This window comes from Marinobacter oulmenensis, assembly GCF_014201735.1.
Classification (GTDB): Bacteria; Pseudomonadota; Gammaproteobacteria; order Pseudomonadales; family Oleiphilaceae; genus Marinobacter; species Marinobacter oulmenensis.
The window spans coordinates 232,959-245,944 of sequence record NZ_JACHFE010000001.1; the positions used below are offsets into that span (position 1 = coordinate 232,959).

The 12,986-nt window shown below is 59.8% G+C and carries 16 protein-coding genes; 9 read left to right on the forward strand and 7 right to left on the reverse strand.

Annotated features, from left to right (window positions below):
- Nucleotides 1–5 precede the first annotated feature (5 nt).
- From modB to HNR38_RS01050, 3 genes are read right to left on the reverse strand one after another with little or no spacing between them, the layout of a single operon-like run.
- The gene (gene modB, locus HNR38_RS01040) at nt 6–686 is read right to left on the reverse strand and encodes a molybdate ABC transporter permease subunit (RefSeq protein WP_183698881.1); all 681 of its coding nucleotides are present in this window, start codon (nt 684–686) and stop codon (nt 6–8) included.
- A gap of 2 nt (nt 687–688) precedes the next feature.
- Nucleotides 689–1,447 carry a molybdate ABC transporter substrate-binding protein gene (modA, locus tag HNR38_RS01045; protein WP_183698883.1) on the reverse strand — a complete coding sequence of 253 codons (759 nt, stop codon included), beginning with the start codon at nt 1,445–1,447 and terminating at the stop codon, nt 689–691.
- Nucleotides 1,448–1,465: 18 nt separating this feature from the next.
- On the reverse strand, nt 1,466–2,203 hold the full coding sequence (locus HNR38_RS01050) for a glutathione S-transferase family protein (RefSeq protein WP_183698885.1): 738 nt from the start codon (nt 2,201–2,203) through the stop codon (nt 1,466–1,468).
- A gap of 108 nt (nt 2,204–2,311) precedes the next feature.
- Between HNR38_RS01050 and HNR38_RS01055 the strand changes: the two genes are divergently transcribed.
- From HNR38_RS01055 to HNR38_RS01075, 5 genes are all read left to right on the forward strand, one after another.
- The gene (locus HNR38_RS01055; RefSeq protein WP_183698887.1) at nt 2,312–2,752 is read left to right on the forward strand and encodes an META domain-containing protein; all 441 of its coding nucleotides are present in this window, start codon (nt 2,312–2,314) and stop codon (nt 2,750–2,752) included.
- A gap of 84 nt (nt 2,753–2,836) precedes the next feature.
- A complete protein-coding gene (locus tag HNR38_RS01060; RefSeq protein WP_183698889.1) occupies nt 2,837–3,937 on the forward strand; it encodes a M14 family zinc carboxypeptidase in 1,101 nt (366 codons plus the stop codon).
- Between the two features lies 1 nt (nt 3,938).
- On the forward strand, nt 3,939–4,691 hold the full coding sequence (locus HNR38_RS01065) for an alpha/beta fold hydrolase (protein ID WP_183698891.1): 753 nt from the start codon (nt 3,939–3,941) through the stop codon (nt 4,689–4,691).
- Nucleotides 4,692–4,750: 59 nt separating this feature from the next.
- Nucleotides 4,751–5,368 (forward strand): glutathione S-transferase family protein, encoded by a 618-nt coding sequence (locus HNR38_RS01070; RefSeq protein WP_183698893.1) that lies wholly within the window; start codon nt 4,751–4,753, stop codon nt 5,366–5,368.
- A 25-nt stretch (nt 5,369–5,393) separates the two neighbouring features.
- Entirely contained in the window at nt 5,394–6,008 is a 615-nt protein-coding gene (locus HNR38_RS01075) for a DUF4202 domain-containing protein (RefSeq protein ID WP_183698895.1), read from the forward strand.
- Here the strand turns inward: HNR38_RS01075 and trpC are convergent, their stop codons facing one another.
- Genes trpC through HNR38_RS01090 form a run of 3 tightly spaced genes read right to left on the reverse strand, consistent with a single transcriptional unit; the run spans nt 6,009 to nt 8,458 of the window.
- Entirely contained in the window at nt 6,009–6,830 is an 822-nt protein-coding gene (gene trpC / locus HNR38_RS01080) for an indole-3-glycerol phosphate synthase TrpC (RefSeq protein WP_183698897.1), read from the reverse strand.
- A 9-nt stretch (nt 6,831–6,839) separates the two neighbouring features.
- Complete coding sequence (gene trpD / locus HNR38_RS01085) at nt 6,840–7,868, reverse strand: anthranilate phosphoribosyltransferase (protein ID WP_183698899.1); 1,029 nt, start codon at nt 7,866–7,868, stop codon at nt 6,840–6,842.
- 11 nt (nt 7,869–7,879) lie between these two features.
- Nucleotides 7,880–8,458, reverse strand: coding sequence for an aminodeoxychorismate/anthranilate synthase component II (locus HNR38_RS01090; protein WP_183698900.1), 579 nt, complete (start codon nt 8,456–8,458; stop codon nt 7,880–7,882).
- Nucleotides 8,459–8,770: 312 nt separating this feature from the next.
- On the opposite strand from HNR38_RS01090, the gene panB reads away from it, so the two are divergent.
- The 3 genes from panB (at nt 8,771) to HNR38_RS01105 (ending at nt 10,822) form a co-directional block, all read left to right on the forward strand.
- Nucleotides 8,771–9,550, forward strand: a complete 780-nt coding sequence (gene panB, locus HNR38_RS01095) for a 3-methyl-2-oxobutanoate hydroxymethyltransferase (protein WP_183698902.1) — start codon at nt 8,771–8,773, stop codon at nt 9,548–9,550.
- A gap of 203 nt (nt 9,551–9,753) precedes the next feature.
- A complete protein-coding gene (locus tag HNR38_RS01100; RefSeq protein WP_246362263.1) occupies nt 9,754–10,398 on the forward strand; it encodes a DUF4124 domain-containing protein in 645 nt (214 codons plus the stop codon).
- Nucleotides 10,391–10,822 carry a hypothetical protein gene (locus HNR38_RS01105; RefSeq protein ID WP_183698904.1) on the forward strand — a complete coding sequence of 144 codons (432 nt, stop codon included), beginning with the start codon at nt 10,391–10,393 and terminating at the stop codon, nt 10,820–10,822. Before HNR38_RS01100 ends, HNR38_RS01105 begins: the two co-directional genes overlap by 8 nt.
- A 10-nt stretch (nt 10,823–10,832) precedes the next feature.
- Here the strand turns inward: HNR38_RS01105 and HNR38_RS01110 are convergent, their stop codons facing one another.
- A complete protein-coding gene (locus HNR38_RS01110) occupies nt 10,833–11,654 on the reverse strand; it encodes a DUF4124 domain-containing protein (protein ID WP_221275608.1) in 822 nt (273 codons plus the stop codon).
- 372 nt (nt 11,655–12,026) lie between these two features.
- On the opposite strand from HNR38_RS01110, the gene HNR38_RS01115 reads away from it, so the two are divergent.
- The gene (locus tag HNR38_RS01115; protein ID WP_183698906.1) at nt 12,027–12,986 is read left to right on the forward strand and encodes a thiamine pyrophosphate-dependent dehydrogenase E1 component subunit alpha; all 960 of its coding nucleotides are present in this window, start codon (nt 12,027–12,029) and stop codon (nt 12,984–12,986) included.

The following is a 12,986-nucleotide window of genomic DNA, read 5'->3' on the forward strand; positions in this document are numbered from 1 at the left end:
GTGGCTTAGCGGATCATGCCGGTGCGGGCGCGGCCATTGAGCGCATAGAGCGTCACCAGCACCAGGAAGGAAAACACCACCAGCCCGGCCGACAGCCAGTGGGCCTGGGCGTATTCCAGCGATTCCACGTGGTCATAAATGGCCACGGACAACACCCGCGTTTCCCCCGGAATGTTGCCGCCAATCATCAGGATGACCCCGAACTCGCCCACCGTGTGGGCGAAGGTCAACACACCGGCACTGACAAACCCGTTACGGGCCAGCGGCAGTGCCACCCGCCAGAACCTTTCCGCCGGTGACGCGCCCAGGGTGGCGGCCGCCTCGAGCAGGCTTTCCCGCACCTCCCCAAAGGCATTCTGCAGTGGATGCACGGCAAACGGCAGGGAATAGACGACCGACGCCACCACCAGTCCCCAGAAACTGAACGGCAATAGCCCCAGCCCCAGGTTTTCGGTCAGCTGGCCGATCCAGCCCTCCGGCCCCATCACCAGCAGCAGATAAAAGCCCAGCACTGTGGGAGGTAGCACCAGAGGCAGGGCCACTATCGCCGATATCGGCTGGCGTGACCAATGGCGGGTTCGGGCCAGCCACCACGCCATGGGGGTGGCAATGAACAGCAGCACCAGGGTGGTAAGTGACGCCAGGCGCAGGGTCAGCCAGACCGGCTCCCAGTAGGTTTCAAGCATGGTCAGTCCGGGATGTCATAACCGAAGCGGCGAATGATGTCCCGGGCGGTTTCGGTCTGCAGAAAGCCCAGCCAGGCCCGGGCTGCGGCGTTGTCCTCGCCCTGGCGTAACAGAATGGCCTGCTGCTCTATCGGCTGGTAAAGGCGCTGGGGCACCTGCCAGGCTCGCCCTTCCTGTTCCGGCCAGGCGCGCACCTGGGACAGGGCGACAAAGCCGGCTTTGGCATTGCCGGTTGCCACAAACTGGAAGGCCTGGGCGATGGAGTCACCACGGACCAGTCTGGGCTGAAGCGGCTGCCACAGCTCCAGTGCCTGCAGCACCTGTTGTGCCGCCAGGCCATACGGGGCTGTTTTCGGATTGGCAATGGCCAGGCGCTGGAAGTCACCATCTGCCAGGTAATCCTGCGGTGAATCAAAAGTCTCCGGTTCCGGGCTCCAGAGCACCAGTTTGCCCTGAGCGTAGGTAAAGCGGGTGCCGGGCACGCCCACGCCTTCCTGTTCGATGCGCTCCGGCCGTTGAACATCGGCCGCCATGAACACGTGATAGGGGGCGCCGTTACGGATCTGGGCGTAGAGCTTGCCGGTTGAGCCAAAACTGGCTGATGCGGTGTGCCCGGTGCTGGCCTCGAAGGCCTGAATCAGTTCGCGGGTGGTGTCCGTAAAGTTGGCGGCCACCCCCAGGCTGACCTCGCCGGCGCTGACGCTGACGGTGGTCATGAGCAGCAGGGCAGCAACCAGCTGACGGACAGGCTTATGGGGCATGGTGTGGGCTCCGGCGGATTAGCGGTTCTGGCGGTACATGTCCACCAGTGGCTCCAGCGTGGTCTGCCACTGGTCCAGCCACTGCTGCACCGGCTTGGGCGTCTTGCCAGGCTTTGGCCAGGGCACCGGGTATTGCGGCGGCTGGAACAGGGGCGCCAGCAGTGAGCCAGCGGTGATGTCGGCCCGTGAGAAGCTATCGCCGGCCAGGAACGGCTGCTGGCGATAGCTTTCGGCCAGATCCGTAATCAGCTGTTCCAGGATCTCCTGCGCCGCGTCTGCGGTTTTCTGGTTGATCTTCATCCAGTTGCGCATCACCTCATCCACGCGGCTGAAAGCCAGGCTCAGGAGGATGCGGTTGTAGAAGGGTGTGCCTGCCGTCAGCATCGGCACCACCACCTTCGGGCGCTGCAGGAAGTAGTGGTAGACCCAGGTGCGCACCGCCGGGCCGGCTTCGTCATCCAGGCGTTTTTCCCAGGCCAGGGCAGCCTCACGGGCAGCCGGATCTGCCGGTGTCAGCGGTTTTTCCGGGAAGGCCTGATCCAGGTGATCGAGGATCGCAGAGGACCCCTGGATGATGTCGCCGTTGTGGTCCAGCACCGGAACCGAGGAGCCGGCCCCGGTCAGCTTCTTGATGGTTTTGACATGCTGGCCGGGCAACAGGTTGACCGGCTGATACTGGATACCCTTGTAATCCAGTGCCCAGCGGACCTTCTCCGAATAGTGCGAAATGCAGAACTGATAGAGTTTGATGGCCATGGCGATACTCCCGGTGTCTGGTGACGCAAGATTAACCTTTCTGTCAGGGTTTTCCCAATACGGGAGGCGTAAAATGAAACAGTATGTGACGGATTTTCAGGGGTTTATATGAGTCTTGCAAAGAATATCATGGCCATGCTGCTGGTGACGGGGTCACTCTGGGGCTGCTCACTCAGCCAGGAGCGTGAGGGCGACGGCAGCGAGACCCTGGCCGGCAGCCAATGGCGGGTTGAAGCCATCGGTGATCAGCCGGTGGCTGAAGGCAGCACCGTGACCATTGGGTTCAGTGAAGACGGCCGGGTGTTTGGTTCCTCCTCCTGCAATCGCTACAACGGTGGCTGGCACGTTCAGGGCGGTACCCTGGAATTTTCCCAGATGGCGGCGACCCGCATGGTGTGTCCGGACCCGGCCATGGCCCAGGAAAACCGCTTCCTGGAACTGCTGGAAGATGTGCACCGGTACCAGCTCGAAGCCGATGGCCGGCTGGTTCTGGAAACGCCGGAAGGTGTGACGATCACCGCCGTACCCAAAGGCTCGGAAGCGGTCTGAATAAACGGGCGTCGGTGCCAGACTGTCAAAGGACTGCAGCACTCTGTCTTCAGACTGTCATCTGGACATGGCAAGGAGTCTGGTATGACGGAACTGAAAGCACTGACACCCCACAGCGTGATTCCTGCCGAACAGGCGCGCCGGGATAGCCGGCAGAAGCGCCTGCTGCGCAATTTCCTGCCGGAGATGATCGAACTGGAACGGCTGCTGGCGGAAGCGCCGGCACGGGTGACCAGTTCGGTGGTCTCCCGTATCCCCCTCAAGGATCTGGAACTCCCCATTTACCGGGTGGATATTGGTTCACCCAACGCCGATGCGCCGGTGGTGCTGATGGTGGGTGGCGTCCATGGCCTGGAACGCATCGGCAGCCAGGTAGTGGTTGCCTGGCTGGCTTCCTTTCTGGCCCGGCTGGGCTGGGATGACGGCCTGGGCCAGTTGCTGGAGCGGGTGCACATTACCCTGCTGCCCATCCTCAACCCGGGCGGCATGTACCTGAACCAGCGCGCCAACCCCAATGGCGTGGACCTCATGCGTAATGCGCCCATCACCGCCCAGGACCGCAGCACCTTCCTGCTGGGTGGCCAGCGTTTTTCACCCCGTCTGCCCTGGTACATCGGGGATCCGGAGCAGGGCATGGAGGCGGAAAACCGGGCCCTGGAGTCGGTCATCCGGGACGTGCTGCCGGGCCGGCCCTTCAGCCTGGCGCTGGACTGCCACTCCGGTTTTGGCTGGCAGGACCAGATCTGGTTTCCCTACGCCTATCGCCGCCGGCCCATGCGCCGTATCGGCTCGGTTATGGCGCTCAAACTGATCTGGGAGCAGGCCTACCCCAATCACACCTACCAGTTTGAGCCCCAGTCTGCCCATTACCTGACGCACGGCGACCTCTGGGACTATTTTTATAAACAGATGAACCGGACCAGTCAGGGGGTATTCCTGCCCCTGACCCTGGAAATGGGCTCCTGGCGCTGGATACGCAAACGCCCGAGGCAGTTGTTGCGACTGCAGGGCTTTTTCAACCCGCTGGCGCCCCACCGGCAACAACGGGTTCTACGCAGTCATCTGCCCTGGCTGGACTTTCTGGTGCGTGCGGCTGCCAACCACCGGAACTGGCTGCCGGGTGAGGCCGACGAGCCCCTGCTGCGACAGGCCGCCATCATGCACTGGTATCAGGAGCGCAACTGATATGCACTGGATTCTGCTGCGGGGGCTTACCCGTGAGCATGCCCACTGGGGCCATTTCCCCACGCAGTTGCGCGAGGCGTTTCCTGACCAGCAGTTTCACACCGTGGATCTGCCCGGCACCGGTATCCGTTTCCGGGACGAATCCCCGGCCAGCATTGCCGGCATCCGCGAACGGGTGACCGGGCAGGTCCGGCATATTCCCAGGCCACTGGGGCTGATCGCCCTGTCCATGGGCGCCATGGTGGCCATCGACTGGGCCCAGCATGCAGACCCGGGAGAGGTGCAGCAACTGGTACTGATCAACACCAGCACCGGCTTCAGTCCGTTCTGGCGGCGTATGCGGCCAGGCGCCTGGCCAAAGATGCTGCGGCTGCTGGCCCGGCGGGAATGTTTCCACCGGGAGGGCGACATCCTGCGGCTGACCTCCAACAACGATATTCCCCTGGCGCTCAATAAACGCTGGTACAGCATCCAGCGCCAGCGGCCGGTCAGCCGGGCTAACGCCATGAGGCAACTGTTCGCGGCCGCCCGCTATCGACCCCGTAAGAAGCGCCCCATGAGTGATGCCCTGTTGCTGGCCAGTGAAGCCGACCGCATTGTGAGCTGGCGCTGCAGTGCCGAACTGGCCCGTCGCTGGTGCTGGACACTGACATGCCATGGCAGTGCCGGCCATGACCTGCCCCTGGACGACCCCGACTGGTGTATCCGCCAGCTTCGGGAATGGCTGGCGGACCAGGACTGCTTGACGCGGTGACCGGTTAACGGCAGCCTCAGAGCTTCCAGGTTCAATTTCCTGACGGAGCTAACAACAATATGAAAATCTTCGAAACCAAGACCGCCCCCAATCCCCGCCGGGTCCGCATGTTCATGGCCGAGAAAGGCCTGCTTGAAGAAGCTGAGTTTGTGGAAGTGGACATCGAGAAAGGCGAGAACCTCACGCCCGAGTTCATCGCCCGCAACCCCATGAAAAAAGTCCCGGTGATGGAGCTGGATAACGGCACCTGCATCGCCGAGACCATGGCCATTTGCCGTTATTTTGAGGAAGCCTACCCGGATACCCCGAAACTGCTGGGTGAGAACCCGGAACACAAAGCCCTGGTGGAACAGTGGCTGCGCTGGATCGACTTCTATTTCTTCCTGCCCACCGGCATGTGTTTCCAGCACACCACCGGCTACTTCAAGGACCGCATGAACCCAATCAAGGAATGGGGCGACGAGTGCGGCAAGCAGGTGCTGGATTTCATGGCGTTTCTGGATAAGCACCTGGAAGGCCGTGAATACATCTGCGGTGATACACTGACCGCCGCCGATATTAATGCCTTTACCACCCTGGCCTTTGCCCGGGTAGTGAAAATCCGCATCGCGCCGGAACAGGCCAGTCTTCAGGCCTGGTTTGATCGCATCAAGGCCCGGCCGTCGGCGGGCGCCTGACCCAATAACTGAAGAAGGATACCCCATGACCGACCAGGACCGGCTGAGTTGCGCGCTCGATCGCATCGACCAGGCCAACCGGGCAGACCCGAACACCGAGCAGGTGGACAGCGAGACCCTGCCACGGGAATACGCCTACAGCCTGCATATGACACGCTGGCTGTTTGCCCTGGAAGCCAGCCCGTCCGAACGCATGCAGATTGCCTGCCGGGCCCAGCATATCGAGCGCTGGACTATTCCGCGCAGCGACTTTGGCGAGGGCCGCAAGAACTACTACCTGTGGCGCCAGGCCTGCGGGCGTATGCACGGCCGGCGAGCGGCTGCGATCATGGCCCAGTGCGGGTATCCGGCGGAAGAGTATGAGCGGGTCCAGACCATTCTGACCAAACGGGAACTGCGCCAGGACCCGGATACCCAGCTACTCGAAGACGTGGCCTGCATGGTGTTCCTGGAGCGGTACTTCGCCCGGTTCTACGAGGAGAAAGCCGAGTACGACCGGGAAAAGTGGCTACGCATCGTTCGCCGCACCTGGGGCAAGATGACCCCTCGTGGCCACGAGGCGGCGCTGAAGCTGGCGGAGGGCATGCCGGCCCATCTGCTGGAACTGCTGCAGGAGGCGCTGGCGGATCCGGAGGCCTGATCAGGCCTCCGGAAAGAACAGCTCCCGCAGTTTTTCGCCGGGTTCCGGTGCGCGCATGAACGACTCGCCCACCAGAAACCCGTGAATGCCCCGGCTGGCCATGGCCTGCACATCGGCAATGGTCATGATGCCGCTTTCGGTGATGGTCAGACGGTCATCGCCAATGCGCTGGTGCAGGTTGTAGGTGGTGTCCAGCGAGACGTCGAAGGTGTGCAGGTCCCGGTTGTTGATACCCACCAGCGGGGTGGAGAGCGTCAGCGCGTCGTCCAGTTCCTCGCCATTGTGGACTTCCACCAGCACATCCAGCCCGATCTCATGGGCGATGCCCTCCAGCTCCTGCATCTGGTGGCGGCTCAGGCAGGCGGCAATCAGCAGGATACAGTCCGCCCCGATGGCCCGGCTTTCATACACCTGGTAGGGCGAGACCATGAAATCCTTGCGGATTACAGGCAGGGCGCAGGCCTCGCGGGCTGCTTTCAGGTAGTCCTCGTGGCCCTGGAAAAAGTCGTGGTCGGTCAGAACCGACAGGCAGGCGGCGCCACCGTGTTCGTAACTGGTGGCAATCTGCTCGGGCACAAACGGATCGCGGATCACGCCCCGGCTGGGAGAGGCCTTCTTGATCTCCGCAATCACCGCCGGTGTCTGTTGCTCGATGCGCTGGCGCATGGCGTCTGCAAAACCACGGGCGGCGGGCTGATCGCCGGCCATGGCCTTCAGGTCCGCCAGGGAAAGGTCACGCTGGCGCTCCTCAATCTCTTCCCATTTGCGCTCAACAATCCGGCGCAGGATGGTGGGCGTTTTATCCAGATGTCTGTCGGTCATGCCTTGGCCTCAGAAGCAGTGCGAGAAATCGGCCAGTTCCGACATCTTGCCGGCGGCCAGGCCTGAGCCCATGGCGTCCAGCGCCATATCCACCCCTTCCTTCGCGGTGTCGGCCAGGCCGGATACATAGATAGCGGCGCCGGCATTCAGGGCGATCATGTCGCGTGCCTTCTCGGTGATTTCGTCATGGGTGCGGCCGAAGGCGGCACGGATCAGCGCCAGGGATTCCTCGGAGGAATCCACAGACAGCCCCACCAGTGACTGGCTCTTGATGCCCAGGTCTTCGGGGGTGATGTCGTATTCGGTGATCTTCCCGTCTTTCAGTTCCGCCACGTGAGTGGCAGACGCCAGGCTGATTTCATCCAGGCCATCCTTGGAATGCACCACCATGATGTGCTCGGCGCCCAGCCGATGCAGCACTTCCGCCATCGGGTAGCAGAGCTCTTTGGTGAACACGCCGATCAACTGGCGGGTAACGCCCGCCGGGTTGGTCATCGGGCCCAGAATGTTGAAAAGCGTACGGCAGCCCAGTTCCTTGCGCGGACCGATGGCATTCTTCATGGCGCCATGGTGGGCCGGGGCAAACATGAAACCGACACCGATCTCGGCAACGCAGCGGGCGACTTCCTCCGGCTTCATGTCCAGGTTGATGCCGGCCTTCTCGATCAGATCCGCGCTGCCGCTCTTGGACGACACACCCCGGTTGCCGTGCTTGGCGACAAACCCGCCGGCGGCGGCCACCACGAAAGCGGCCGCAGACGACACATTGAACAGATTGGCGCCATCGCCGCCGGTGCCTACGATGTCCACCATCGGGCTGGCATCCACCGTGACGCCAGTGGCCAGCTCCCGCATCACCTCGGTGGCGCCGGTAATTTCATCAATGGTTTCGCTCTTCAGGCGCAACCCCATCAGGAAGGCGCCGATCTGGGCATCCGTGGCCTCACCGTTCATCACGATGCGCATGACCTCCTTCATTTCCTCCCGGGACAGGTCCAGGTTGGAGGCAATGCGGTTGAGCGCTTGTTTCATGTCCATGTGTCGGCCTCTTACATTCTCAGGAAATTGCGCAGCAGTTCGTGACCCTGCCCGGTCATGATGGATTCGGGGTGGAACTGCACGCCTTCAATGGGCAGCGTTTTGTGGCGAACCCCCATGATCTCCTCCACCGAGCCGTCGGACTGGCGGGTCCAGGCGGTGACTTCCAAGCAGTCCGGCAGGGTGGTCTTGTCAATCACCAGGCTGTGGTAGCGGGTGGCCTGAAGCGGGTTGTCCAGGCTGCGGAACACGCCGCTGTCGCTGTGGTACACCGCCGATACCTTGCCGTGCATCACCTGGCCGGCGCGAATCACATCGCCGCCAAACACCTGGCCAATGGCCTGGTGCCCCAGGCAGATGCCCAGAATCGGCAGCTTACCGGCAAAGTGGCGAATCGCCTCCATGGAAATGCCGGCCTCGTTGGGCGTACAGGGGCCTGGGGACACCACCAGCCGTTCCGGCTTCAGTGCCTCAATTTCTTCAACGGTGATTTCATCGTTCCGATGCACCTGTACATCCGCACCCAGCTCCGCCAGGTACTGGACCACGTTGTAGGTAAAGGAATCGTAGTTGTCGATCATCAGCAGCATAGCGACTACCCGTGCGTGTTGACTGTGGATTGGCTCGCCATGCCGGCGGAGTTACCAAACATTCTGCTCACGTAACCGTTGCCCGGCGTGTGAAAGGAATAGAAGGAGGATTATTGCAGCCAGCCGCCGCCGGTACAATATCGGGTTGCCGGGGTGAAACCTGACCAGCACCCACGCCTACCAACCCGGGAGTTATACGAACGCGTTCGCAAAACCCCGCTGCAAACAAAAGAAAGCCTGCTAACCTTATGAAAACACAGTAGGGAAACATGTAGATCATGCGATCTATTCCATTACAGGAGGAGAACAGGGATGAAACTGAACCCGCAGGATTTTGTCGTGATGAAAGGCGCCAGGCCTATCCCTATGCTGACCGCCTATAACTGTCCCGTTGCCAGAAGCATCGAAGAAGCCGAGGTTCCGGTGATTCTTGTTGGCGATACGGTCGGAATGGTTGAGATGGGCTTTGATAGCACCCGAGATGTCACCATTGAGCACATGGAATATCACATAGGCGCTGTGCGCCGTGGCGCCAAGGAAACCCATATAATCGGTGACCTCCCATACGGTACCGATGTTGATCCGGAAACCGCATTGACCAACGCTCAGCGGCTTATCCGGGCCGGTGCAGATAGCGTGAAACTCGAAGGCGCCAATGTGCAGGTTATCCGGCACCTGGTGGAGCACAATATTCCAGTGGTAGGCCATACGGGTCTGCTTCCTCAGACGGCCAAAAACTTCAAGCAGGTTGGCCGGTCCAGCGAGGAAGCGACGAGAATCCTGAATGACGCCCAGGCCATTGAAGATGCGGGGGCGTTCATGGTGGTGCTTGAACATATCCCTTATTCACTGGCAGGCGAGATTACCAAGGCTTTGTCGATTCCCACTATTGGTATTGGCGCGGGCCCGGATTGTGATGGGCAGGTCCTGGTCATCAATGATGCGTTGGGCCTTGGTGATTACTGGCCGCCATTCTCGAAGCAGTATGCTTACGTCAGCAAAACCGTGCTGAAAGTGGCGAACGAATTTTCCAGGGAGGTTGGGTCCCGGAAGTTTCCGAGCAACATTATCCAGTTCACTGGCACCAATTGAAGTCAATAAATGGCTGTTGTCGACGCACCTATGCGGGTGCGTCGACACGTCTTGTCGCTGCCTGGATAGTGCACAAACTGTAAACAATTGTAGTATTTCAGCGTTTCCGCTTGATCAATATTCTCTCCCTGCATAGGTTAAGCCTGTGTAATACTCATGTTTTCTGGCTTTCCATCCAGCCCTCACCTGCATAGTAGAAAAGCATGTCCAAGTTACAGGCCCCGCGGGGGCGTTTGTTTCTGTTCACCCTGATCTCTGTTCTGCTGCTGGAAACAGGCACGGTGCAGGCGAAGGTCTACAAATGGGTGGATGCACAGGGGCAGGTGCATTATTCCCAAACGCCGCCGCCCAAAGCGATAGTGACGGCGAAAGACTCGGAGGTGATGACGGGGCTGTCGCGCAAGTATTTCCCCCGTGAAAAGGATGGCGAAACCTACTGTGCCGGCGAGAAGCTGTACAAGATCAAGTCCTATGACGTTGAGAACACCATCTATTTCCTGATTGAGGAAAAGGACCGGTTTGAGCAGCTTGTGGGCGCGGAAAGCGATACCGAACGGCGGGATGTGCTTCGCTGCAAGGCCCAGTATTACACCAACGAATTGCAGCAGCACAGCAACCGGATTGATCAGATCCGGCGCGAATACGAGACACTGGAAAAGCGCCGTGTCGCCATGGAGAAAAGCAAAGACGGTTGCTATTCCGATAAAGACAAGACCCTGTATGTGGGAGAGGAAGCGCGGGACATGGTGCAATGCCTGGACCGTTACGACAGCCTGAACGAGATCGAGCAGAGGCTACGCGACCTGAAGAAAGTGTACTTTGCAATCAAGGAGAAACTGGATGGTTAGGATGATCATGGGCGCCGGCGTATTGCTGGCGTTCGCATACTACATGATGCCTTCTGAGAGTCAGGTTCAGGCTGTTGAGGCCCAGCGGGAGTACCAGAAAGATACGAAGGTCTTTCTGGAGCAGCAGCGGGTCGCCCGGTCAATTATGAATGATGACAGGGTGGTGGAGCTGGCCAAGCGGGTCCGGTCCGATCTGGACCGGGAGCGGTTCAACCCGGCCTGGTACATTATGGGGCGCCTGGAGGAGAATAACCCGGACATAGTCATTGCATCACTGTCCGAGTCCGGGGAGATGACGTTCACCAACGAAGCCAAGGACGTGAAGGTGGCCTGCAGACACATCGATCAGCAACAGATGTGGCTGACCGAGTGCATGGCGACGTCCCTCAATGAAGCAGACTTTATCGACAAGACAGTCTACTAATGGCCGTGCCCTAGAGGGCGTCGAGCCTCTGCAGCTTGATTTCGCGACCGTCGCTTGTCCGCCTCAGGGTGATCGATTCCGGGCGTCTGTCGAGGATGCGCCACTCGTAGGTATCGCCGGTGTAATAACGCTCCCGGGTATAGTCGACGATCACCTCCAGTGACATGACCGGGTCCTGCCAGTGCCAGTTTCCTTCGGCTCGGGTCTTGTAGCGACGCGGGCCATTGTGGGTCAGCAGCTTGAAACGGCCATGGCCGAACTCGTAAATACGGGTCCGGTTTTCGGTGTTAAACCACTTGCCGTAAAGATCGCTGGACAGGGGCGTGACCCGGGTGGGCTGAAGACGTTTGAGCGAGAGTTGCTGGCCCTGCCGGGTCAGCTTCAGGGTTTGGTCGTCCAGCCGGGAGACGATGTACTCCTGTGGCTCGTTGAACCTGGCCTCATAGCGGTTGGAGTTGCCGTAGTCCAGGGTGAGGGCATCGTTGCTGAGTTGGTAGCGCCCCTTTACGCGTGTCCTGAACTGCCGGCTGTCGGGGCGGTGTTCTTCGTGCCAGAACTCACCTCCCGGGTAAAACCGCAGGTTGATCGTGGCGCCGTCCGGGCTCCGTCCCCACCAGCTGCCGGCGAGGCGTTCGAGCCTGCTTTTCCGGGAATCTTCATCGATCAGTTCTACCTTGTCTTCTTCCCCGCCAGAATTGACGGCGGGCGGTTGCGCCCCGAAGTGAACAACGCCGTTGTCATCAACCCATTTGTAGACACTCTGGCTGCTGGCGGTGGTACTCCAGAAGGCCAGGCTCCCCAGGATGATGATCAGGATGGCGTTGTTGGTCACTTCGGTTTCCTTCTTGTTTCGGTCATGTCATGGATGATGTGTCGACACATCCAGAAGTTTCTACGATAGCTGGAAAAAAGCAACTTTCGGGTCTTGGTCCCCTCGCAATAGGGTTACTGCGTCCGGAAACATGCTTTGAAAAACGTAACCCGTTGCCCCGCCCTCTCTCTGCTTTCCCCGTGAGTGACCGTCAACCAAGCCCGTAAAGCCTCCGGATCTGTCTTGAAAAACGCTTGACAAAGCAAATCAACCGAACATAAAGTTAATTAACCGACGGGTTAGTTGTTTTTCTTTTCGTTAGGATTGTGCGGCAGCCCGTGTCAGTTCAACAAAAAATGCCTGTTTACAGGAGGGGGGAAGGTGAGCCACCAGATGAATGATGAGCTGCTCGATATGTACCGACAGATGGTGACCATTCGCATGGTCGAGTTGCGCTTGAGTCGTCTGTTTGCCGATGGCGAGGTCCCTGGCTTTATCCATCTGAGTCTGGGGCAGGAGGCCGTTGCCGCCGGTGCGGGTAGTGTATTGCGTAGTGATGACACGGTTGCCTCAACCCATAGAGGCCACGGTCATGCTCTGTCGAAAGGCATCGCCATTGATGACTTTTTTGCCGAGCTTATGGCCAGGGAGGAAGGCATCTGCAGAGGACGTGGAGGCTCCATGCATGTGGCCAATCTGAGTCTCGGAATGTTGGGTGCTAATGCGATTGTTGGGGCGTCGATTCCTATCGCCTTGGGGAGCGCTTTGGCCCATCAGCTTCGGAAGACCGATTCCGTGGCAGTGGCCTTTTTTGGTGATGGAGCGATGGCCGAGGGAGTATTTCATGAAAGCTTGAATCTGGCGGCTCTCTGGCAGCTTCCGTTGTTGTTCCTTTGTGAGAACAACGGCTGGGCAGAATTCTCACCAACGCATAAGCAGTTTATCGCACCGCTCGATAAGCTCGCGGCAGCCTTCGACATACCCCATGCAAAGGCAGACGGTAACGATGTGATGGCGGTTCAGAGCGCGGTGGCTAAGTGTGTTGATGGCATTCGAGCGGGTGGCGGGCCTCAGGTATTGGAGTGCATGACCCATCGGTGGCGGGGGCACTATGAGGGTGATCCTCAGAAATATCGTCCGAGTGAGGAACTTGAAGGCCTTGAGGACCATGACCCTATTCCAAGATTCGAAGCGGCATTGGTGGAGAAGGGCATTGAGGCCAATGTGCTGGAAAGCATTCGAGCAGATGTGGATGCGGCAATAGAAGCAGCGGTTGAAAAGGCCCGTGCTGGTAATTCCCCGGAGTGGGAGCGCGCGCGCAATGATGTTTACACCCAGGTTGGAGCTGTTTGA

Bases quoted from the DNA above. Each gene is read 5' to 3' on its own strand.
- modB (WP_183698881.1), bottom strand. From the start codon at position 686: ATGCTTGAAACCTACTGGGAGCCGGTCTGGCTGACCCTGCGCCTGGCG.
- modA (WP_183698883.1), bottom strand. From the start codon at position 1,447: ATGCCCCATAAGCCTGTCCGTCAGCTGGTTGCTGCCCTGCTGCTCATG.
- HNR38_RS01050 (WP_183698885.1), bottom strand. From the start codon at position 2,203: ATGGCCATCAAACTCTATCAGTTCTGCATTTCGCACTATTCGGAGAAG.
- HNR38_RS01055 (WP_183698887.1), top strand. From the start codon at position 2,312: ATGAGTCTTGCAAAGAATATCATGGCCATGCTGCTGGTGACGGGGTCA.
- HNR38_RS01060 (WP_183698889.1), top strand. From the start codon at position 2,837: ATGACGGAACTGAAAGCACTGACACCCCACAGCGTGATTCCTGCCGAA.
- HNR38_RS01065 (WP_183698891.1), top strand. From the start codon at position 3,939: ATGCACTGGATTCTGCTGCGGGGGCTTACCCGTGAGCATGCCCACTGG.
- HNR38_RS01070 (WP_183698893.1), top strand. From the start codon at position 4,751: ATGAAAATCTTCGAAACCAAGACCGCCCCCAATCCCCGCCGGGTCCGC.
- HNR38_RS01075 (WP_183698895.1), top strand. From the start codon at position 5,394: ATGACCGACCAGGACCGGCTGAGTTGCGCGCTCGATCGCATCGACCAG.
- trpC (WP_183698897.1), bottom strand. From the start codon at position 6,830: ATGACCGACAGACATCTGGATAAAACGCCCACCATCCTGCGCCGGATT.
- trpD (WP_183698899.1), bottom strand. From the start codon at position 7,868: ATGGACATGAAACAAGCGCTCAACCGCATTGCCTCCAACCTGGACCTG.
- HNR38_RS01090 (WP_183698900.1), bottom strand. From the start codon at position 8,458: ATGCTGCTGATGATCGACAACTACGATTCCTTTACCTACAACGTGGTC.
- panB (WP_183698902.1), top strand. From the start codon at position 8,771: ATGAAACTGAACCCGCAGGATTTTGTCGTGATGAAAGGCGCCAGGCCT.
- HNR38_RS01100 (WP_246362263.1), top strand. From the start codon at position 9,754: ATGTCCAAGTTACAGGCCCCGCGGGGGCGTTTGTTTCTGTTCACCCTG.
- HNR38_RS01105 (WP_183698904.1), top strand. From the start codon at position 10,391: ATGGTTAGGATGATCATGGGCGCCGGCGTATTGCTGGCGTTCGCATAC.
- HNR38_RS01115 (WP_183698906.1), top strand. From the start codon at position 12,027: ATGAATGATGAGCTGCTCGATATGTACCGACAGATGGTGACCATTCGC.